Raw genomic sequence first — 21,286 nt, 5'->3', positions numbered from 1 at the left:
CCCCCCCCCCCCCCCCCCCCCCCCCCCCCCCCCCCCCCCCCCCCCCCCCCCCCCCCCCCCCCCCCCCGCTCCCACAGGGTTTTGTGTTGCATGGGAATCAGTGGGAATCAGCTCCTTTTGTCATCACCGGGCTCGGCATGGACACCACGGTCATCACCGGGCTCGCCATTGGCATGGACACCACGGTCATCGCCGGGCTCGCCATTGGCATGAACGCCATGATCGTCGCCGACTTCACCGGACCGATGAACGCCATGGTCGTCCCCGGGTTCATCATGGGTGCCGCTGCGTCCTGAGGACGAGACCGATCCGGAGTGGCTCGAACCGCTGTTGGCACTGCCATGGCCACTGTTGCTGCCATGGTCGCCACTGTGGCCGCTGCCGCTGTTACCACCACTGCCGCTTCCACCATGACTGCCGCCGCCGCTTCCACTGCCGCCGCCACCACCGCTACCACCACTGCCGCCACCGTGACTGCCGCCACCACCACTTCCGCCACCGCCACCACCGCCACCACTACCCCCATCCTTGGCCTGAGCGCTGGAAACTCCAGACAGACTGTCCGGAATCAATACGGTAGACGCCGACAGAACCGCGCCAATAGCTACTGCCAGTAAAAGCTTATTGATGAGCATGTCGTTCTCCGTCCTGTAATTCAGATTGGAACCTTCATGAACAGTGCAATGTGCTGATTTTTCCCCGTGGGAACTTGATGAACAGTTCAGCGCGCCGATTTATTCGGCGGGAACATTGAAAAAGAGTGCAGCGTTCAGCCGGAGCAGCGTCTGAAGGGGCAGCGTCAAAGAGTCAGTGAATGCTCGAGGCCAGCTCGAAAATCGGGATGTACATCAGGATCACGATCACCCCGATCAACAGACCGATGAAGGTCATGAGCAAGGGTTCGAACAGCCGCACGAACCATTCGATCCAGCGGCTGATTTCTTCGTCGTAGAAGTCGGCGCTGCGCTCCATCATCTGCCCGAGGTTGCCGGACTGTTCGCCGGCTCGCAGCAGGCGCAGGGACACGGGGGTCACCAGGTGATTGAGTTCCAGCGCGGCAGAGAGTGATTGCCCCTCGCGCACCCGGTCGCAGGCCTGGTCCAGGCGCGTGCGGGAGGCGACGGTGAGCAGGCCACGGACCATGCCCATGGCGGTGACCAGGGGAATGCCGCCTTGCAGCAGAATCCCCAGTGAACGGTAGAAGCGCGCCAGTTCATACATGAAGATGCGTTGGTGCACCGCAGGGAGTTTTTCGATCAGGCGGTCCAGCCCCCGACGAAAGGCCGGCTGGCGCTGGAGCAGGGTGAGGGCGACGATGATGGCCAGCAAGCCACCGAAGAATTCACCCTGGTGGGCGTGCAGGAACATGCCGCTGCTCATCAGGATCTGCGACATCCAGGGCAGATTCGACCCCAGCCCTTCAAACACCAGGCTGAAGCGCGGCACGACATACCCCATCAAAAACAAAACCACGCCACCGCCCACCACCAGCAACAGCAAGGGGTAGATCGAAGCGCTGATGATCTTTTGGCGAACCTCGTCCATGCGTTGGCGATAGCTGACATAGCGGCCCAGGGCATCGCCTACGGCGCCAGTCTTTTCACTGGACTGCACCAGCGCCACGTACAGCGGGGGGAACACGGCTGACAGCTGGCTCAGGGCCTGGGAAAACGATTTGCCCTCGTAAAGCAGGCGGACCAACTCGTTCAAGGTCTTGCGGGCCTGTGGCGCGTTTTCCTTTTCCGCCAGGCTTTCCAGGGCATCGATCAACGGCAGACCGGCGTTGAGCAGGGTGGTCAGTTCCTGGCTGAACAACACCAGGTTGAACGTCTCGCGCTTGTGCAGGCGCAATGCGCGCCAATGGCGCTCGGCGTGCAGGCTGACCACTCGCAGGCCCTGGTCTTCGGCGATGCGCCTGGCTTCGCTGTGCCCCGGTGCCTCGACGGTCATCGAGACCACACCGGCCTTGCCGACGGCCTTGAGATGAAAGCGCATGGTCGCCATTCCCGTCAGTTCCAGTTGGTGACTTCGGCGTTCTCGCCTTCGCCACCGGGCTGCCCGTCCTTGCCCATGGACAACAGGTCGTACTCGCTGTTCTCACCGGGATAGCGATAGGCGTAGTTGCGGCCCCAGGGGTCTTGCGGGAGTTTTTTCTGCAGGTACGGGCCGGTCCAGCGCGGTTCGTCGGCGGGGGCGGTGACCAGCGCCTGCAAACCCTGTTCGGTGGACGGGTAATGGCCAACTTCCAGACGGTAAAGGTCCAGTGCCTTGCTCAAGCCTTCTATCTGCGCCTTGGCCACTTTCACTTCGGAGCGACCCAGTTGGGCGAAATACTTCGGCGCCACGATGCCGGCCAACAGCCCCAGTACCACCAGCACCACCAACAGTTCGAGCAAGGTGAACCCGCTTTGGGTTCGCCGGGCATAACACAGTCGCTGATTCATGATGACCTCATAACAGTCGGCAGCAGAGTTGCCATGTAGTTGCATGCAATTGCCATGCTCACGATTGCCGACCCTTGCGCGCCCCCCTTGCTACGGGCCTTCTCGCTTACGGCACAGTGCTTGCGTATGGCTGGTGCACGACTGGCCATTGGGGCAATACCCCCAATTTTCGGGGCCGGAAAGGGGAGGTATAACAATGAAGACACTCACCGCCGGATTGCTGGGTTTCCTTGTGTTGGCCAGCGCCGCACAGGCCGATGTGTTTGTTTCCGTGGACGCCAATGGCGGCTACGTCCTGTCCAATGTCCACCGCCCCGGACGCCACTATGAACGGGTGATTCGTGAGCCCGATGCGCCGGTGGTCAGCCTCGATCAGCAACCGCAGATGATCGCCGCGCAACCCTATGCCGAGCTGGTGGCGGCGGCGGCCACGGCCAACGAACTGCCGGCGGCGCTGCTGCATGCAGTGATCAAGACCGAATCGAGCTACAACGCCCGCGCCACCTCACCCAAGGGCGCTCGCGGGCTGATGCAATTGATGCCCGCCACCGCCCGCGAAATGGGGGTGACCAATGTCTACGACCCCAAGGCCAACATCCAGGGTGGCGCCCGCTATCTCAAGCGCCTGATGACGATGTTCGACAACGATATCCGGCTCGCCGTGGCGGCCTATAACGCCGGCCCGCAAGCGGTGCTCAGCCGGGGCAACGTGGTCCCGCCGTTCGCCGAAACCCAGCGTTATGTGCCCAGTGTGCTGAAGCAGTATCGGCGTTTGCAGGGGTTGCCCGCGGATGCGCCGCTGTGATCGAACACCCGGGGAAATTTCCCCAATAGTGGGGAATAGTGGCCCCGGCGAAAAAGGGGGGGGATTGGGTGGGGAATATCCCCCGGCCTATCAAGTCGTGATCATAACAAGCTGATTAATAACGTATTTTTTTGTGGCATGCGGATTGCTCCGGTCGATTTATCGAGAAGTGTTCCCCCGATAACCCGCAGCGAGGCCCGAGTCCATGATCGGCATATCCCACGCTTGGTCCTTGATTGATTTGCTTACCCCCCCTGTGGGAGCGAGCTTGCTCGCGATGACTGCTTTCCACTCGCCAACGATGTCGACTATCAGTCCGCTATCGCGAGCAAGCTCGCTCCCACAACGGGGCGGGTAAGACAGGTACAGATCGGTAAAGAGGAATGTTGCTGAAAACAGGACCAACCCTTGTCCGGCGTCGTGCCGGGATTTCGGGTCAGTCCCGGTGATACCCACTAACGAGGAAACCGACATGGACCGATTCGCGCATTGCGGCCTGCTGACGTTTTGCCTGTTGGCCTTCGGTATCGACCAGGCGCTGGCTCACTCGGCGGACGAGCACACCGGGCACGACATGGCGGCCAGCACCGCCAGCCCGGAGAACGCCCGGATCAGATTTGCCGACGTGGCCTTGCTGGACCAGAACGGCAAGGTCGTCAACCTGGAAAAAGACCTGGTAAGCAACAAAATCGTGGTCATGGGTTTCATTTACACCCGTTGCACCACGGTCTGCCCGGTGATGTCCTCGATCATGGGCAGGGTACAGAAACATTTGGGCGCGCGGGTCGGCACCGAGGTGCAATTGGTGTCCATCAGCATCGACCCGCAGCGTGATGATCCCCAACGCCTGAACGACTACGCCCGCACCTTCCAGAAAGGGCCGGGCTGGAGCTGGCTGACCGGTTCGCCGCAGTCGGTCGATGCCACCCTCAAGGGCCTGGGTGTCTACAGCGGCAACTTCGAGAACCACTCGCCACTGATTCTGGTGGGGGACGGCAACAACCGCTACTGGACCCGCTACTACGGTCTCACCGAACCGGCGGAGCTGGCCTGGGCCGTCGAGAGGCTCAGAGGCGAACGCAACGCCCACGCCAAGCACACCGCCATCGCCATGGAGCACCAGCCATGAGCGCCTTCGACAGGAAAACCTGCTTCCCCGACATACCCGTGCAGGACCAGAACGGCAGCACCTTTATCTCCCTTACCAGTGATCCGCTGCGCAACACGCCAGCGGTACTCAAGGCTTGCACCTTGAAACAGGGCATCGATGGGCCCCACTGGTTTTTTCTTACCGAAGACAAGGTGCAAATGGACCTTGTATGGGGTCGCATCGACCAGATCGTGCCGACCCCCTTGCAGCACTCCACACGGTTGATCGTCGGTGACGCGGCGAACAAGCGCTGGAGCAAAATCCGTTCCGCCGCCCCGGCCGCCGACATTGCCCAGCGCTTACAGTTGCTGACAATGCCCGTGACCCGTCGCTGAGCCACGGCCATGAATACTGCCCTCGTCCTTGGCCTGCTGCTCTTCGGCAGCATCGCGCTCACCGCCCAGGCGCTGCCGCTGAGCCTTAGCGAAAGTGCCGGTAAACGGTTGTACCACGAAGGCGTGTCGGCCAGCGGCGAACCGATCATGGTCCGGGTCGGCGCAGCGGGCGTGCTGCTGCCGGCCACCCGCCTGCCGTGCGCCAATTGTCATGGCGAGGATGGCCTCGGGCGCCCGGAAGGCGAGGTGCGACCGCCGGACCTGCGCTGGTCGCGACTGGCCAGCAGCCAAGGCCAGCAGCACATCAACGGCCGCAGTTATCCGGCCTACAGCGAAATCACCCTGGCGCGGGCGGTGCAGGAGGGGCGCGACCCGGGCAACAATCGGCTCGACCCGACGATGCCACGGTTCGTGTTGTCGATGATCGATCAACGCAACCTCACGGCGTACCTCAAACACCTGGCCGAAGACCGCGTTCCGGGACTGGCCCCCGACAGTCTGCACCTGGGTACGTTGTTGCCGGGTTCCGGCCCCTTGGGCGAAGAGGGCATCACGGTGGCGGCGGTGCTCAATGGCTGCGTGGCGCGCATCAACGAGGCGGGCGGAATTCATGGCCGGCAGTTGCGCCTGACCATCCTCGACCCCGGCGCCGACCGCGCCAGTGCCGAAAAGGCGCTGGACCGGTTGATCAATGAAGAGCAGGTGTTTGCCCTGATCGCACCGATGGCGCCGGCATTGGACCTGAACTTCGCCATGCGTCTGGAACAGGCCGGCATTCCCCTGATCGGGCCGCTGTCCTTGCAGGGCACGCTCCACACCAGCCCGCAGATATTCGAGCCACTGCCGGGCCTTCGCGACCAATTGATCGCCCTGGCCAACTACGCCAGTGCGAGCCTGCGGGTGCTTCAGGGGCCGACGCTGATCGCCTACCCGGACGAGCCCGGCCAACGCCTGGCGGCGCAGGAGCTCAGCAAGTACTTGCAGGGGCACGCCTGGCAAAAGGTGCGCCTGCAAGCCTATGACCCGGCCGGGGATGATTTTCCCTTGGGGTCGCGCTCGGTATTTTACCTGGGCAGCAGCAGCGGCTTCAGTCGTCTGGCCGAGCGCTTGCAAACGGCGGGGCAGGTGCCTTACCTGTTCGCCGCCTCGAACCAGGTGGCGGGCAATCTGATGCAGGTGCCCAGCGGATTTTCCCGACGGGTATTCCTGGCCTATCCGTTCGTGCCAAGCGACTGGACCCAGGCCGGGCGCCTGGCCTTGACCCAGTTGCGCGAACACCAGGGCCTCGGTGGCCAGCATGCGGTGCTGCAAGTGGGCGCGTTCAGTTCGATGATGCTGCTCAGCGAAGGCATGAAGCAGGCCGGGCGCAATGCCAGTCGCGAGAAGCTGGTCAGGGCCCTGGAAGGCTTGCGTGACTTCGATACCGGGCTGACACCGCTGATCAGCTTTGGTCCGGGCCGGCGCCTGGGCTTGAGCGGTGCCCATATCGTCACGGTGGATCTGCCGGACCAGCGTTTCTATTTGGTCGCACCCTATAAACCCATTGCTGCCACGCCCTGACCGGAGGCCGATCATGAAACTCGATACCGCCCGGTGCAGACGCTTCCACTGGCGAAACCGCAGGGCTACGCTTAACCGGGATGAGGGCGTCGGCGCCATTGCGCTCGCGCAATCGAATCGAACGGATTGCCGATCAATAGGGGGTTTCCCCAACAGTGGGGGGAAAAGTCCAGTGCCAATCACGTCGCTTTCCCCGTTTTTGGGGGATGGAACTGCGCTACGAAAAGGCATTGTTTTTTAAATTCAAGGACATGAAGTCCTCAAATTACCGGTGCCCAGCCTGGCACGAAGTGTGCGTTAGTCCTATCAGGACGCGCACTCCGTCAGGTTCAAAATCCGGACCTGCGGTTTCAAGGAGTCCACCTTGTTGAATAAAGTACTGGTTGTTGATGACGAACAGTTGCTGGCGGAGAACCTCCAGGGTTACCTGCAGGCGCAAGCACTGGAAGTCCGGATTGCCCACGACGGTGCGAAAGGAATCGCTGAAGCCGATGATTTCGCGCCCGATGTGATGGTGTTCGATTACCGCTTGCCCGATATGGAAGGCTTTCAGGTGCTCGATGCCGTCCGCCAGAACAGGAAGTGTCATTTCGTGCTGATCACAGGGCATCCAACCGCAGAGGTTTGCGAGCGGGCCCGGCAACTGGGCGTCAGCCATATCCTGTTCAAACCGTTTCCATTGGCGGAATTGGCCCGTGCCGTGCTTGATCTTCTGGGCAGGCAACGCGAACCCAAAGTGGGGGTGAGCACTTCCGAAGGCTTTGTCGAACGACGCCAGAGCAGGACCGAGAGTTTCCCGCTGCAGTTGTACGACGGTAGCTGGGTGCTGGCAGATCGCCGAAAAAATACATCGGCCTCCAAGGCGCCAGACGACGAACAGTTGCTCACCGGGGAGTAGTGGCGCGACAAGACGTTCCGGCCTCCGCCGAATGGCTCGCCGCGCCGACAGGGCCCAAAGCCCCGGGCGTAGGAGAGCAAGCCATGGACCGTCTATCCTTTGCCGTAGAACCGGCGCAACCGGAATGTTCACCGACTCGTTTCACCAGTGAGCAACTGGCCCAGGCCCGAGCCCTGGCCACCAGTTCCGGCGAGCGGATGCTGGACGCCCTGGGGCGGCTGTGCGCACTGGCTCCCATGCCTTTCATTCAATGCCTCGGCGTAACCCTGCACTACCCGGTGCTCGACACCGACAGCCTGTTCAATTCCACGCCGGTGTTCGACCGGGTGACCCTGGCCCAATGCCTCAAGCGCGAATTCACCCTGTTGCGTCACAACGATGCGGTCATCGGTGTTTTCGCCGACCCCTTCGACAGTGCGCGCCTGGCCTGGATCGATGAGTGCCTGCAAGGTGCGCCGCTGTACCTGGTGCATGCCGATGACCTGAAGGCCTATCTGGCGCGTCACGAAGAAAGCTTCCATGCGGTGGAGTCGCTCAACGCCCAGAGCGACGCCGGCGCCGAAACCGATAACCTGCAAAGCCTGTCCCTGACCAGCATCAGCGAAGATTCCAGCGTCGTGGTCAAACTGGTCAACTCGACCCTGTACGACGCGCTGAAAATGCACGCCAGCGACATCCACCTCGGCACCACCGGCAGCGGCCTGGTGATCAAGTACCGGATCGACGGCGTGCTCAACAACATCAGCAAAATCCAGGGCAGCGAGTTCGCCGAGCAAGTGATTTCCCGGGTCAAGGTCATGGCCGAACTGGACATTGGCGAAAAACGCGTGCCCCAGGATGGTCGCTTCAAGATCGGCATCAGCGGCCGTCAGATCGACTTCCGGGTGTCGATCATGCCGAGCATTTTCGGCGAAGACGCGGTGCTGCGGGTACTCGACAAACAGGACCTGGCGGACAAGGTCTGTGGCGTGCAGTTGCAGGCCCTGGGCTTTGAAGAAGAAACCCTGCGCCAGCTGCGCCGGCTGGCCGCCGAACCCTACGGCATGGTGCTGGTGACCGGGCCGACCGGTAGCGGCAAGACCACTACCCTGTACGCGATGATCACCGAGATCAACCACGGCGTGGACAAGATCATCACCATTGAAGACCCGGTGGAATATCAACTGCCGGGCGTGCTGCAGATCCCCGTCAACGAGAAGAAAGGCCTGACCTTCGCCCGGGGCCTGCGCTCGATCCTGCGCCATGACCCGGACAAGATCATGGTCGGTGAAATCCGCGACCCGGACACCGCACAGATCGCCGTGCAATCGGCGCTCACCGGTCACCTTGTGTTCACCACCATTCACGCCAACAACGTGTTCGACGTCATCGGCCGTTTCACCCAGATGGAAATCGATCCCTACAGCCTGGTCTCGGCACTCAATGCCGTACTGGCCCAGCGTTTGATCCGCCTGGTCTGCACCAGTTGCAGCAGCCCCTACAGCCCGACGCAAGAAGAGCTGGAGGTCTCGGGGCTTGATCCGCAAAAGGTCGCTCACTACCGGTTCGTCCACGGCAAGGGCTGCGGGCATTGTCGGGGCACCGGTTATCGCGGGCGTAGCGCAATTGCCGAGTTGCTGCACCTGGACGACGAATTGCGGCAAATGATCGTCGAGCGCCAACCCATTTCGAAAATCAAGGCGCACGCCTGCAAACGTGGCTTGCGCCTGTTGCGCGAGTCGGCGCTGGAGATGGTGGAACAAGGCCGGACGACTCTCGAGGAGATCAATCGTGTCACTTTTATCTCGTGAGCAATTTGTCGCCGTGCTCGGCGCAAGCGGTGTTGGCCTGGGGCAGCGGCAAGGCGCTGCAACCCACTGGCTGGGCAGCGTCGGCTACATTGACGAAGGCTTCCAGGCCTGGACGGTGGCCCTCGATACCCTCGACCGTTTGTTGGCCGAACACACCGTTGCCAGGGCGGAACTGACGGTGGTGATCTCCGGGCACTTCAGCCGCTATTGCCTGGTGCCCTGGAGTGAGCAGATCAGTAGCCCGGCCGAATTGCTCGGCTTCGCCCAACTGTGTTTCGAAGACCTCTACGGTGCCCCGACACAACCCTGGAGCCTGGTACTCTCGGCCGAACCCGCCGGTTACGACCGCATCGCCACCGCGCTGCCACAGGACCTGCTCGAACGCCTGCGCGCCCTGGTCAGGGCTCGCGGTTTGCGCTTGCGTTCGGTGCAGCCGTACCTGATGACGGCGTTCAACCATTTCGACAAAAGCTTTGAGGCCGGGGATTTCCTGTTCGTGGTCGCCGAACCGGTGCGCAGCGTGTTGCTGCTGGCCAGGGAAGGGCGCTGGACCTCGGTGCGATCGGTGGGCAGCAGCGACAGCGATGCGGCGCTGACCGCGTTGATCGGTCGTGAACACCAGTTGCAGGCTTCCAGCAGCGAACGGCCGTTGAATGTCTACCTGCATGCACCGGCGCGCATCGATTCGCCTCCTGACGTGCCTGGTGTGCATCTGCGCACCCTCGAAGAAGACCGGACAGCCGTACGCGATTGCCTGTACCTCATGTCTCGGGCGGTGGCCTGACATGCGCCCCCTGATGCTCGACTTTCAGCCGCGCCGCCGTGCAGGCCCCTTGGGCTGGAGCCTGCTGGCCGGTGGCGTGGTGCTGACACTGACCTGCCTGCTGGTGCAACAGCACCTGAGCCACGAAGCCGAACAACAGCAAGGTCATCTGCAAATCACACAGCGAGTGCTCACCGGCGATACCGGCAGCAAGCTCAGCCTGACCCCGGCGCAAATTCGCGAGCAGGCGCATAACCTGGCGGAAATGCGCAAGGTCTCCCAGCAGTTGCGCCGCCCTTGGGAACGCCTGTTCGCCACCCTCGAAGCCATGCCGCGGGACAACATTGCCCTGCTGACCCTGACCCCGGACGCCCGCAAGGGCCAGGTGCGGATCAGCGCCGAGGCGCTGGACCTGGACGCCATGCTCGATTTCCACCGCCGTCTCGAAGCCAGCGACGAGCTGTCCGACGTATCGCTGCTGAGCCACGAAATTGTCGCCAACGTGCCGGAACACCCGGTGCAGTTCAACCTGTCGGCTACCTGGGAGATCGGCGATGCAAATCCATAAATTGATCGTCCACGAATACCTGCAAGGCCTGGGCGTTCCGGGGCTGGCAGGGATGGTCATGCTGGTGCTGGCGCTGAGCTATGGCCTGGTGGGGTTGCTGCCGAACTGGGAGTCGCTGCAAAGCCTCAGCCAGCAAACTCGCGAAGCCACCGAGTACCTGGCCAAGGTCGAAGACGGCAGCGTGGCCGCGCCGGTGGTGCCGCAGCGCCAGCTCGACGATTTTCGCAGCAAGTTGCCGTCCCAGCCCCAGGCCACCGTGGCCATCGACAAGATCTACGCCCTGGCCGCCCAGGAACGCATCACCTTGTCCCGGGGTGAATACTCCCTGGGCGTGGACCCCAAGACCCAGCTGGCCCGTTATCAGATTCTGCTGCCGGTACGTGGCAGCTACCCGCAACTGCGGCGTTTCCTGCACGCCTTGCTCGGCCAGTTGCCGGCGGTGGTGCTCGAGGATGTGGAGCTACAGCGCAAGAATATCGCCGATACCGACCTGACCGGGCGGATCCGCATGACCCTTTACCTGTCGAGGTCATGATGAATACCAAACGAGTGTCGGGTTGGGTGGCGTTCTTCGGTGTAGCGGCTGCGCTTGCCTGGCTCCCCGAATACTTCAATCAGGCCGACGACAGCGACCTTGCGGTGGCCACCGTGGCTACGCCAGCCAAGGGCAAGACCCCTGGCGCATCGACGGCTGCATCGAGCGCCGCTGCGCTGGCGCCGATCAAGGACCTGAGCCCGGCAGGCGACCTGTTCGCCGCCCGCAGCTGGATAGCGGCGCCGGCCCTTGGTACCGTCACTGAACAACCGGTAGTCGTTACTCCTGTGGTGCAAGTCCCCACTGCACCACCGTTGCCCTTCCAGTTTGTCGGCAGGCTGGATGACCGTTCCGATCTGCAGGTGTTTTTGCAGAGCGGCGAAAAAATATACGTCGTGCGCAAAGGGGATGTCATCGACGAAACCTGGCGGATCGAGCGGATTTCCGATAAGGAACTGAGCCTGGTCTACCTGCCTCTGCATTTGGCGCAGACCTTGTCTGTGGGGAGTACGGAATGAACAAATCCCGTTTGCTGATGAGCCTTTGTCTCTGCGCGGGGCTGGCCGCATGCAGTTCGGCGCAGGTTGCCAGGGATGAAGCTTCGGCCCTGATCGAATCGGGCCAATATGAAGCCGGTCTGGCGCGCATCGAAGAGGGATTGCGGGAAAACCCTCGCGATACCGAACTGCACATGGCTCTCAACAGCGGACGGGCCCGCGCCGTGACGGCGCTGCTGACCCAGGCCGACATGGACCGCACCCAGCGTAATTTCGCCGGGGCCCGCATGACTTATAGCCGGGTCTTGAACATCGAACCGAACAACCGTCGTGCCCAGGATTCCCTGCGCCAACTCGACTACCTGCGCAGCATGGATGAGAAACTCGAACTGGCCCGTGGCGACCTGCGTCGCGGTGACATCTACGGTGCCGACCGCCAGGTCAGACAGATTCTCGAACTGGACCCGAAGAACGAAGGCGCCCTGGAACTGCAAGGCAGCATCCGCCTGGTGCAGAGCCGCAACGTGGTGCAGTACCCACAACTGCGCACGCGCCTTGACCGGCCGGTGACCCTGGAATTTCGCGATGCCAACCTCAAGACCATTTTCGAAGTGCTGTCCCAGGTCGCCGGCCTGAACTTCATCTTCGACAAGGACCTGCGCCCGGACATGAAAGCCACGATCTTCGTACGTGACGTGCGTATCGAAGACGCCGTGGATCTGCTGCTGCAACAGAACCAGCTGCATCAGAAAGTGGTCAATGAAAACACCGTGCTGATCTACCCGGACTCGCCGCAGAAACTCAAGGATTACCAGGAGTTGGTGATGCGCACCTTCTACCTGACCAGCATCGATGCCAACACGGCGTTGAACATGATCAAGACCATGCTCAAGACCCGCGACGTGTTCGTCGATGAGCGCCTCAACACCCTGACCATGCGCGATACCGGTGACGCGGTGCGCATGGCGGAAAAACTCCTGCAATCGCAGGACCAGTCCAACCCGGAAGTGGTGCTGGAAGTGGAAGTGATGGAAGTCGCCCGCCAGCGCATTCTCGACCTTGGCCTGCAATGGCCAAACACCTTCGGCGTGGTCAACAGCGACGGATCGGCGGTGACCCTTCTCGATCAGCTCAAGGGCATCAACTCCGGCCGCATCACGATCTCGCCATCGCCCCAGGCCAAGATCAATGCCCAGGACAAGGACATCAATACCCTGGCCAGCCCCGTGATTCGGGTCAGCAACCGCGAACAGGCGCGCATCCACATCGGTCAGCGCGTGCCGATCATCAGCGCCACCTCGGTGCCTTCGACCCAGGGCCCGGTGATCACCGAAAGCGTGACCTACCTCGACGTCGGTCTGAAGCTCGAAGTGCAGCCCATCGTGCACCTGAACAACGAAGTGGCGATCAAGATCGCGCTGGAAGTCAGTAACGCCACGCCGCTGACACCGACCGCTCAGGGCACCATTCCGGTCCAGGTCGATACCCGCAACGCCCAGACCACCTTGCGTCTGCATGACGGCGAAACCCAGATCCTCGCCGGTCTGGTGCGCGACGACCACGGCGCCACCGGCAACAAGATTCCCGGCCTTGGCGACATTCCCGGCCTGGGTCGCCTGTTCGGCAGCAACAGGGACGACGTCATCAAATCCGAACTGGTGCTGTCGATCACCCCGCGGATCGTGCGCAATCTGCCGTACCAGAGTCCGTCGGACATGGAATTCCCGACCGGTACCGAAACCAGCATGCACATCCAGGCACCGGACCGTTCGATGAGCACCACGGTTCAGGCCAACCCCATGATCGCCCCGATCGCCACCACCGTTACCGTCGGGAAGCCTTGATCATGAACGCCTCGCAACGCGGTTTTACCCTGGTCGAAGTCGTGGTGACGCTCGCCCTGGTCGGCCTGCTGGCCGGCATGGCCGCACCGCTGACCGAGACCGTGGTGCGTCGGGGCAAAGAGCAGGACCTGCGAACCGCGCTGTACCAGATCCGCGATGCCATCGACGCTTACAAACAAGCCTTCGACGCGGGCTACATCGAGAAGTCGCTCGACAGCAGCGGCTACCCGCCGAACCTGCAAGTACTGGTCGAGGGTGTGCGTGACACGCGCAGCGCAAAGGGCGCCAAGTTCTACTTCCTGCGGCGCATCCCCCGTGACCCGCTGGCAGCCGTCAAGCGTGACGACGAGGGCGGCTGGGGCCTGCGTTCCTATGACAGTTCGGCTGAGAACCCGCGCGAGGGCCAGGACGTCTTTGACGTTTACTCCAAGGCCCGCGGCAAGGGCCTCAATGGCATCGCCTACCGAGAGTGGTGAGCATATGCGTCGGCAAAAGGGCTTTACCCTGATTGAACTGATGGTGGTCATGGCAATCATCGCGACCCTGATGACGATCGCCTTGCCACGCTACTTCAGCAGCCTGGAAGCTTCCAAAGAGACCACCTTGCATCAGAGCCTGTCGTCCATGCGCGAGGCGCTGGATCATTACTATGGAGACACCGGGCGTTATCCCGATTCCATCGAACAGCTGGTCGAACTGCGCTACCTGCGCAACCAGCCGCTGGACCCGATTGCCGAGCGCAAGGACACCTGGGTCATAGTCGCGCCACCGGATGGCGTGGCGGGCGGGGTGGCCGATATCAAGAGTGGGGCCAGCGGGAGGGCGCGTGATGGCAGCCTGTATTCCGAGTGGTAAACCTTCGAACCAGGACGGCTTCACCTACCTGGGTGTGCTGTTTCTGGTCGTCGTGCTGGGCATGGGCCTGGCCAGTGCCGGCGAGTTGTGGGCCACCGCTTCGCGCCGCGATCGCGAAAACCAGTTGCTCTGGGTCGGTACGCAATATGCCCAGGCGCTGCGCAGCTATTACCGCAGTTCGCCCGGTATGGCCCAGTATCCGAAAGAACTCAAGGACCTGTTGCAGGACGAGCGTTTTCCGTCGGCCAGGCATCATCTGCGGCAGTTGTACCCGGAGCCGATGACAGGGGGCGAATGGGAGCTGATGCGTGATTTTGACGGGCGGATCAGCGGCGTGTACTGCCCGTCCGAGCAGAAGCCGCTCAAGCAAGAGAATTTTCCCAGCCAGTGGGCGGACTTCAAAGGCATGGCCAGCTACAAGGATTGGCAGTTCGTGGCCGAGAAAGTCTCCTTCGAAGGTACCGACGGGCCGCCGAAAGAACAGTCCACCGGGCCCCAGGCATTGCAGCCTTGAATCGCAGGAGCGGGATTGCTTGCGAAGGCGGCCTGACAGCCGACCTGTCTTTTTGTTGACCGTGTACATATCCATTGCTGCGGTAACGGCGGCTGGCGGTTTCGCCCTTACGGCGAGTCCCTTTTGTCAAACGACACAAAAGGAACCAAAAAGTCTCGCCCCTTACGTACGGCCCCTCGCTGAGGCTCGGGGTTCCTTCGCTGCGGCATTCATCCGGGGGCATCGCCCTCCGGTTGGCTTCGCTGGCACCTACATGCGATGTGTTCGACTGCGTCGAACGGCGCTGCGCGCCAATCCCCGGATAAACACCTCCACTCAGCCTTCCGAGGGGGCGGGTGGATCAAGATCAAAAGCTGCAGGCGAGCTAACGCTCGGCCTGATGAGTGGTGAGAAGCGACGCGGTGGTGCGGGATGCTCTGCTTTTTGCTCTTCTGTGGGAGCGAGCTTGCTCGCGATGGCGGTCTTACAACCAACGATAATCCTTTGGCTCACACCACAGGAATTTGTGGATGTCAGAGGCGGCTGTAGGACCAGGAGTGAGGCTACACCGCCTTGCGTCGTTGCCTACATCTACGCCAGAATCCGCCGGCTTGTGGGCCTTGGACCCTGATTCTATCGTTGCCGGGTCGCTGCAAATTCAGCGATCGGGTTTCGCAGCCCAGGTTAATCAAGGCGCTCAGCGCCACCGTTTCCTTGCAGTTGGCGCTTTTGTTCGCCCACTGTTTTGCGTTATGGCGGCTGTGCGCGGGAGACTTTCGGGTCTGCCGGGTTCCTTGATTCCCGGTCTGCGAACCCGCGTATGGCCGCCACCTTCTTCGTTTCGCAGCGAATTGTGGCGGCTCCATCAATCAAGGAGCTTCGTCATGGTCAAACCCACGCCAAATCCCCCCGAATCAAAAGCCGATACCGGTCAGCGTGCATCAACTCTCCACCTGAAACCTGCCATCCTCAAAAGCATCGCCCCCCACAATCCCAGCACGATGTTCGTCATCGCCCCGAACATCGACACCGAAACCCTGTTGGCCCACGCCTGTGAATCGCTGGCTTCAGCAAGCGTGATGGCGACTGATTTCGCCACGTTTCTGGACGGCCCGCAACGCAGCATGCTGTTGGGCATCCAGCAGGTGATCATGCTGGCCGACCTGGCGGTCAACCGCGCTCTGGATAATGTTGCCCCATTGGACTAAACACAGAACCTTTGTGGCGAGGGGGCTTGCCCCCGTTGGGCTGCGCAGCGGCCCCAAATCAGGCAATGCGGTTTTTCAGGCTGACCGCGCTGAATGAATTTGCGACTGCTGCGCAGCCGAACGGGGGCAAGCCCCCTCGCCACAGGGGTTGTGTTCGCTTGCACGCTTCAGGCGTTTTCCAGCATCGTGATCAACTGCTCCGGCCACACCGTTTCTCGGGTCTCTTGCAGCTCTGCCACCGACCACCATTTATGGTCAGCCATTACCCGGACTTCGTTAGCCGTCCATCCCTCCCGGGACAGGTGTTCACTGTCGGTACGAACCACGAAATAGCGCTCAACGGACAACACCGTTTCGCCGCTTGGCAGCATCATCGGAAAACTGCGTTCTGCAACGCTCGGACCCACCGTGTCGATGCGTAAACCCGTCTCTTCAAACAGTTCACGAACCGCCGCAACCTCAAAGGATTCACCCTGCTCAAGCCCCCCACCGGGTGTCGCCCAGTGGCTTTGGCCAGCGAGGGCATCGTTTTTGTGTTGGAAGTGAAACAGCAGAACCTGTTGCGAGGGATTGATCACCAGCAGTCTGGCGGAATTACGTTGGCGCATTTTTTCTTTCCATAGAGTGCCGCGAACCGCAGCTTTCACTGCGGCTCGCGACGGTAAAGCTCATGTCGGCGTTATTACACCGAAAGGGTTATGCCACCACCCGATAACACGGCACATACGCCGCGCCGCCCGGCAGTTTCATCCGGTGTTGGGCGACGAAGGCTTTGAGCAGCAGGTCCAGCGGTTGCATGATCGCCGCGTCACCACGGATCTGGTACGGCCCGTGTTCTTCGATCAGGCGGATGCCCTTGTCCTTGACGTTGCCGGCGACGATGCCGGAGAACGCGCGGCGCAGGTTCGCTGCCAGTTCGTGGGACGGCAGGTCGAGGCTCAGTTTCAGGTTGGCCATGTTTTCGTGGGTCGGGTCGAACGGGCGCTGGAAGCCTTCGTCGATTTTCAGCAGCCAGTTGAAGTGGAACGCGTCGTTGCGCTCGCGGCGGAACTGCTTGACCGCCTTGAGACCCTGGGTCATCTGCCGCGCCACTTCGGCCGGGTCATCGATGATGATCTGGTAGTGCTGCTTGGCGGTTTCGCCCAGGGTCGCACCGACGAATGCGTCCAGTTGTTCCAGGTACGGCGCGGCGTGTTTCGGCCCGGTGAGGATGACCGGGAAGGGCAGGCCTTCATTGCCCGGGTGCATCAGGATGCCCAGCAGGTACAGGAACTCTTCGGCCGTACCGGCGCCGCCCGGGAAGATGATGATGCCGTGGCCTACGCGGACGAAGGCTTCCAGGCGTTTTTCGATGTCCGGCAGGATCACCAGTTCGTTGACGATCGGGTTCGGCGCCTCGGCGGCGATGATTCCGGGTTCGGTCAGGCCCAGGTAGCGGCCGCCGTGGATGCGTTGCTTGGCGTGGGCGATGGTGGCGCCTTTCATCGGGCCTTTCATCACGCCGGGGCCGCAACCGGTGCAGATGTCCAGGCTGCGCAGGCCCAGTTCGTGGCCGACTTTCTTGGTGTATTTGTATTCTTCGGTGTTGATCGAGTGCCCGCCCCAACACACCACGATCTTCGGCTCGACGCCAGGGCGCAGGGTGCGGGCGTTGCGCAGCAGGTGGAAGACGTAATCGCTGATGCCCTGGGAGCTGCTCAGGTCGATGCGTTGGCTGTCGAGTTCGTTTTCGGTGTAGACGATGTCACGCAGGGCGCTGAACAGCATTTCCCGGGTGCTGGCGATCATTTCACCGTCGACGAAGGCGTCGGCCGGGGCGTTCAGCAGTTCCAGGCGCACGCCACGGTCCTGCTGGTGAATGCGGATCTCAAAATCCTTGTAGGCTTCAAGAATGGTCTTGGCGTTGTCGACATGGGCGCCGGTGTTGAGGATGGCCAGGGCGCACTGGCGGAAGAGGGTGTAGGTGCTGCCGGAACCGGCTTCGCTCAGTTGCTGGACTTCCCGTTGCGAGAGTGTTTCCAGGCTGCCTTTGGGACTGACGGAGGCGTTGATAACTTGGCGTTGGGTCATTCAATGATCCTTAAAACGATGTCATTCACACAACAACAACGAATGGCATCCGAATAATGTGTATTCATGAAAGAAGATGGCACGAACTGCGCTGTCTCGCCATGTCCCTGCTTGACGATGAAAAGATGAAAAGGAGCCCCAGCATAGCTAAATCCCGCGCAGAGGCGATAATGGCCCGCAGTCTTTTTGCCTCAGACCCCTTTTTACCATTGAAGCTCAGGAAACCCGACGCAATGTTCGAAATCCAGCCGATGAACGCCCAGACCTACCGGCAACAGACACGGCGCAGCACGATCATCATTGCCCTGATCTTTCTGGCGCTGGCGATGGTGCTGTCCACGGCGGCGGTGGCTCTGTTCGGCACGCCGGGAGGCGACAATCTGCGCTTCAATGCCGGTGGCGTGTTCGTTGCGGTGCTGGCGATGGCAGCGTTGATGCGCAAGGTGTTCTGGCGCCAGGAATGGATGGCGCCGGCGGTCTACAGTTGGCAACTCAAGCGCAGCCTGATGAGCGTTACCAATGTCATGCATCATGTAACGACGGCCGTAGAAAAGGGCGATCCGGTTGCGATGAAGCTGTTGCGTTTCTACCATTTGGGGTTGAACCAGATGCATCAACTCGATGGCAACTCCAGCGACCACGGCCAGTTGCTCCGCGAAATGGATCAGCACAAGGAACGAATGCAAGCGCTGGGCATCGACACCGAACAGACGCGGCTGGATCCGGCGTGGCTGGAGGCGGTAAAGCAGGCGTCGCGCTAACATCATTGCGAGCCTGTATCAGGCATAGTCAGCAAAAGAGGCGATCAGGAAGAATCGCCCTGTCACAGACAATCAGGGAGCAGCATGGTACATCCATCGATCAACGATCATATTGAAATGCTCCGGCCAGCGGTGCCCCGGCTCAAGGTTCGCTCGGCGGTGATCCTGCTGCTCGCAGTGTGCCTGTCGATGGTGGCTATCGTGATCTGGGAAGCCTGGAGCTCGCGCCAGTACTACCTGCATGACAAGGAAGTGACGATGTCCAACCTTGCGCAGACCCTGGCATCGCAAGCGCAGGCAACGATCAAGCAGGCCGACACACTGTTGTTCACCCTGGTCGATCGGCTGGAGCACGAGGGTGTGGATCAATCCCGGCTGCCGGCATTGCTCAATGCCCAGCGCAGTGAGTTGAGTCAGCTCCATGGCGTGTTCGTTTTCGACGAAAAAGGGCAATGGATCGCCAATTCCAACGGCGCCGGCCAAACCGGCGTCAACAATTCCGACCGCGAATACTTCACCTTCCATCGCGATAACCCCAGCCGTGGGCCGCACATCGGGCCGTCGATCAAGAGCCGTTCGAGCGGTGAATGGATCATGACGGTTTCGCGCCGGTTCAATCATCCCGACGGCAGCTTTGCCGGGGTGGCGGTGGCGACGATTTACCTCAGCCATTTCCTGCAGCTCTACGACAGCATCGACATGGGCAGTAACGGCGTGATCAACCTGATCGGCGACAATGCCCGCATTGTCATTCGCAGGCCCTTCAAGGAAGCGGAGATCGGTTCCAGCCTCGCCAAGAGCCCGTTGTTCAACGAGTTGTTGCCCAAGGGCGATGCGGGTACGGCCACGCTCAGGTCGATCGTTGACGGTGTCGAGCGGGTGACGGGCTATCGCCGGGTCGAGGGTTATCCGCTGATCGTTTTTACCGCGGTGAACAAGGATGAAGTGCTCGGCAGCTGGCGCAAGGAGACGCTGCTCAGCGCCGGCATCGTCGCGCTGTTGCTGAGTTTTCTCGGGGTACTGGGGTTTCGGCTTATCAACCTGATGAGGCAGCAGAATCTGGTGCAGGTCGAGTTGCTGGACACCCAGGACAAGCTCCTGGAGGTCAATCGCAACCTCGAAGGCCTGGCCCTCAAGGACGCGCTGACGGGGCTGGCCAACCGCCGTCAGCTCGACGCTTTCATCGATGCCGAAATGGGCCGTGCCCGACGCAGCCAGTCCGAATTGGCGCTGTTGATGATTGATGTCGACCATTTCAAACCGTTCAACGACTGCTACGGCCACCTGGCCGGTGACGAGTGTTTGCGCAAGGTCAGTGCGATCATCACGAACAGCATCAAGCGTCCCGGTGACCTGGCCGCCCGCTATGGTGGCGAAGAGTTTGCCGTGGTGCTGCCCGGCAGCGACTACGTGGGGGCATTTCTGGTGGCGGAGAAAATCCGCCGTGCGGTACTGCAGGCCGACATTGCCCACAGTGACAGCCCGGAAGGCATCGTGACCGTCAGTGTCGGCGTCTGTGCCAGCAATGCCGCGTCCCAGGTCCGCCCCGAAGACTTGATTGGTGCAGCAGACAAGGCGCTGTACGTGGCCAAGGCCAGTGGGCGGAACATGAGCGTGATTGCCAACTGAACGTCGGGCGTCAGGTAAACCGGTCCGTTCCCTGGACCAGTCAGGTGGCCAGGTACGATTTCTTCAGCTGCTCCAGCCACCAGCTCAGGGCGCGACCGTCATGGTCGCCACGCCAACCGGCGTACAGGATGTTCGGCTCTCGCGGGTCGGCCATTGGCTTTTCAACCAGCGTGCCGTTTTCAGCAGCGAGCCAACCCTATGCCGCGGCAGCCAGCCCACTCCCAGCACATTGCACTGGGCGAGGATTTTTGCGCGCATGGTCGGCACGGCCAGCACCGGTTGCCCCCCCGGTGACGCCGTAGGTGCTGCCCTCGGTGACTCTGGACGAGTCGGCCACCACAATCGCCCGGTGCTGCGCGACCATGGCCCGGGTAATCGGGCCTTTGGCCTTGGCCAGCGGGTGTCTGGGCGACACCGCAAACACCCATTCCATTTCCCCCAATTGCATCCAGCGCAAGCTGGCAATGGCCGGCGGTTCATTGGTGGCACCAATGACCAGGTCCGCACGGCCTTCGCGCAGGGCTTCCCAGACCCCTTTGAGCACTTCCTGGGTGATGCGCAGCGGCACGCCGGATTGCAGCGCATCGAATTCGTGGATCACCGGGATCAGGGGTTCGAACTCCAGCAGTTCGTCGGTCACGATCCACAAGCGGCTCTCCCAGCCGTTGGCGACTTGCTGGACCCGTTGGGTCAGGCGCGAGACGTCCTGCATCAGCCGCGCCGCTTCGTTGACCAGCAACTCGCCCGCCGGGGTCAGTTGCAAACGGTAGCGGCGGCGATCGAACAGCAACGCATCGAAGCGCTCCTCCAGTTGCCGCGCCGCATAGGACACGGTCGACGGCGCCTAGCCCAAGTGCGCCGCCGCCCGCGACAGACTGCCGGTTTCGCGGATGGCTTCGAGCAGTGCCAGGTCTTCTGTCGACAGCATGTGCAAAATCCTTGAGGGGTAATACGGTATCTACAGAAGAATATGCGTTCCCTGAGTTTCGTGTGCGGCAATAAAGATCGCGACCATCCCCACAAGGGCCACTACGCAATTATTGTTGCAATCCGGTTGCCTGGTTACCGGTGCCTTCCTGGT

At 61.5% G+C, this 21,286-nt stretch carries 21 protein-coding genes and 2 pseudogenes; 17 read left to right on the top strand and 6 right to left on the bottom strand.

What is annotated here, in order from left to right:
* Positions 1-107: 107 nt before the first annotated feature.
* From AC1RP7_RS03155 to gspG, 3 genes are all read right to left on the bottom strand, one after another.
* On the bottom strand, positions 108-635 hold the full coding sequence (locus tag AC1RP7_RS03155; protein ID WP_493182523.1) for a hypothetical protein: 528 nt from the start codon (positions 633-635) through the stop codon (positions 108-110).
* 172 nt (positions 636-807) lie between these two features.
* Entirely contained in the window at positions 808-1,995 is a 1,188-nt protein-coding gene (locus AC1RP7_RS03150) for a type II secretion system F family protein (protein ID WP_090457830.1), read from the bottom strand.
* Between the two features lie 14 nt (positions 1,996-2,009).
* Complete coding sequence (gene gspG / locus AC1RP7_RS03145; RefSeq protein ID WP_057715501.1) at positions 2,010-2,444, bottom strand: type II secretion system major pseudopilin GspG; 435 nt, start codon at positions 2,442-2,444, stop codon at positions 2,010-2,012.
* A 196-nt stretch (positions 2,445-2,640) separates the two neighbouring features.
* Between gspG and AC1RP7_RS03140 the strand changes: the two genes are divergently transcribed.
* From AC1RP7_RS03140 to AC1RP7_RS03070, 15 genes and pseudogenes are all read left to right on the top strand, one after another.
* Positions 2,641-3,249: a transglycosylase SLT domain-containing protein gene (locus AC1RP7_RS03140; protein ID WP_057715500.1), complete on the top strand. Its 609-nt coding sequence runs from the start codon at positions 2,641-2,643 to the stop codon at positions 3,247-3,249.
* Positions 3,250-3,721: 472 nt separating this feature from the next.
* The gene (locus tag AC1RP7_RS03135) at positions 3,722-4,378 is read left to right on the top strand and encodes an SCO family protein (RefSeq protein ID WP_493182521.1); all 657 of its coding nucleotides are present in this window, start codon (positions 3,722-3,724) and stop codon (positions 4,376-4,378) included.
* Positions 4,366-4,734, top strand: a pseudogene (locus AC1RP7_RS03130) (hypothetical protein); the annotation flags it as partial. The gene AC1RP7_RS03135 and the pseudogene AC1RP7_RS03130, both read left to right, overlap by 13 nt.
* 9 nt (positions 4,735-4,743) lie before the next feature.
* A complete protein-coding gene (locus AC1RP7_RS03125) occupies positions 4,744-6,294 on the top strand; it encodes an ABC transporter substrate-binding protein (protein ID WP_340315510.1) in 1,551 nt (516 codons plus the stop codon).
* 364 nt (positions 6,295-6,658) lie between these two features.
* Positions 6,659-7,192 (top strand): response regulator, encoded by a 534-nt coding sequence (locus AC1RP7_RS03120; protein ID WP_057715495.1) that lies wholly within the window; start codon positions 6,659-6,661, stop codon positions 7,190-7,192.
* 83 nt (positions 7,193-7,275) lie between these two features.
* On the top strand, positions 7,276-8,982 hold the full coding sequence (locus AC1RP7_RS03115; RefSeq protein WP_150814697.1) for a GspE/PulE family protein: 1,707 nt from the start codon (positions 7,276-7,278) through the stop codon (positions 8,980-8,982).
* The gene (locus AC1RP7_RS03110) at positions 8,963-9,766 is read left to right on the top strand and encodes a hypothetical protein (protein ID WP_057715493.1); all 804 of its coding nucleotides are present in this window, start codon (positions 8,963-8,965) and stop codon (positions 9,764-9,766) included. The genes AC1RP7_RS03115 and AC1RP7_RS03110 overlap by 20 nt, the downstream gene beginning before the upstream one ends.
* Before the next feature lies 1 nt (position 9,767).
* On the top strand, positions 9,768-10,313 hold the full coding sequence (locus AC1RP7_RS03105; protein WP_057715492.1) for a PilN domain-containing protein: 546 nt from the start codon (positions 9,768-9,770) through the stop codon (positions 10,311-10,313).
* Entirely contained in the window at positions 10,300-10,848 is a 549-nt protein-coding gene (locus AC1RP7_RS03100; protein ID WP_057715491.1) for a GspMb/PilO family protein, read from the top strand. Before AC1RP7_RS03105 ends, AC1RP7_RS03100 begins: the two co-directional genes overlap by 14 nt.
* Entirely contained in the window at positions 10,848-11,366 is a 519-nt protein-coding gene (locus AC1RP7_RS03095) for a hypothetical protein (RefSeq protein WP_218498335.1), read from the top strand. The genes AC1RP7_RS03100 and AC1RP7_RS03095 overlap by 1 nt, the downstream gene beginning before the upstream one ends.
* Positions 11,363-13,189: a secretin GspD/PilQ domain-containing protein gene (locus AC1RP7_RS03090; protein ID WP_057715489.1), complete on the top strand. Its 1,827-nt coding sequence runs from the start codon at positions 11,363-11,365 to the stop codon at positions 13,187-13,189. The genes AC1RP7_RS03095 and AC1RP7_RS03090 overlap by 4 nt, the downstream gene beginning before the upstream one ends.
* 2 nt (positions 13,190-13,191) lie before the next feature.
* Positions 13,192-13,665, top strand: coding sequence for a type II secretion system protein (locus AC1RP7_RS03085; RefSeq protein ID WP_090454714.1), 474 nt, complete (start codon positions 13,192-13,194; stop codon positions 13,663-13,665).
* Positions 13,666-13,669: 4 nt separating this feature from the next.
* On the top strand, positions 13,670-14,044 hold the full coding sequence (locus tag AC1RP7_RS03080; RefSeq protein WP_057715487.1) for a type II secretion system protein: 375 nt from the start codon (positions 13,670-13,672) through the stop codon (positions 14,042-14,044).
* Positions 14,019-14,558, top strand: coding sequence for a type II secretion system protein (locus AC1RP7_RS03075; RefSeq protein WP_493182519.1), 540 nt, complete (start codon positions 14,019-14,021; stop codon positions 14,556-14,558). Before AC1RP7_RS03080 ends, AC1RP7_RS03075 begins: the two co-directional genes overlap by 26 nt.
* 863 nt (positions 14,559-15,421) lie before the next feature.
* The gene (locus AC1RP7_RS03070) at positions 15,422-15,745 is read left to right on the top strand and encodes a DUF6124 family protein (protein WP_493182517.1); all 324 of its coding nucleotides are present in this window, start codon (positions 15,422-15,424) and stop codon (positions 15,743-15,745) included.
* 167 nt (positions 15,746-15,912) lie between these two features.
* Here AC1RP7_RS03070 and AC1RP7_RS03065 read toward each other — a convergent pair whose 3' ends face one another.
* Together AC1RP7_RS03065 and ppnN are read right to left on the bottom strand one after the other, a co-directional pair.
* Complete coding sequence (locus tag AC1RP7_RS03065; RefSeq protein WP_090454722.1) at positions 15,913-16,353, bottom strand: NUDIX hydrolase; 441 nt, start codon at positions 16,351-16,353, stop codon at positions 15,913-15,915.
* A gap of 88 nt (positions 16,354-16,441) precedes the next feature.
* On the bottom strand, positions 16,442-17,815 hold the full coding sequence (ppnN, locus tag AC1RP7_RS03060; RefSeq protein ID WP_057715483.1) for a nucleotide 5'-monophosphate nucleosidase PpnN: 1,374 nt from the start codon (positions 17,813-17,815) through the stop codon (positions 16,442-16,444).
* A gap of 233 nt (positions 17,816-18,048) precedes the next feature.
* Here ppnN and AC1RP7_RS03055 point away from each other — a divergent pair, with 233 nt between their 5' ends.
* Positions 18,049-18,576, top strand: a complete 528-nt coding sequence (locus tag AC1RP7_RS03055; RefSeq protein WP_493182515.1) for a DUF3087 family protein — start codon at positions 18,049-18,051, stop codon at positions 18,574-18,576.
* A gap of 84 nt (positions 18,577-18,660) precedes the next feature.
* Positions 18,661-20,205 carry a sensor domain-containing diguanylate cyclase gene (locus AC1RP7_RS03050; RefSeq protein ID WP_492588031.1) on the top strand — a complete coding sequence of 515 codons (1,545 nt, stop codon included), beginning with the start codon at positions 18,661-18,663 and terminating at the stop codon, positions 20,203-20,205.
* A 40-nt stretch (positions 20,206-20,245) separates the two neighbouring features.
* Here AC1RP7_RS03050 and AC1RP7_RS03045 read toward each other — a convergent pair.
* Positions 20,246-21,133 (bottom strand): annotated as a pseudogene (locus AC1RP7_RS03045) (LysR family transcriptional regulator).
* Between the last annotated feature and the right edge of the window lie 153 nt (positions 21,134-21,286).

It is taken from the genome of Pseudomonas sp. GW822-FHT01E03, assembly GCF_058802985.1.
Note: the sequence above shows the minus strand (reverse complement) of the source record. Positions and strands in the feature narration are given on the sequence as shown.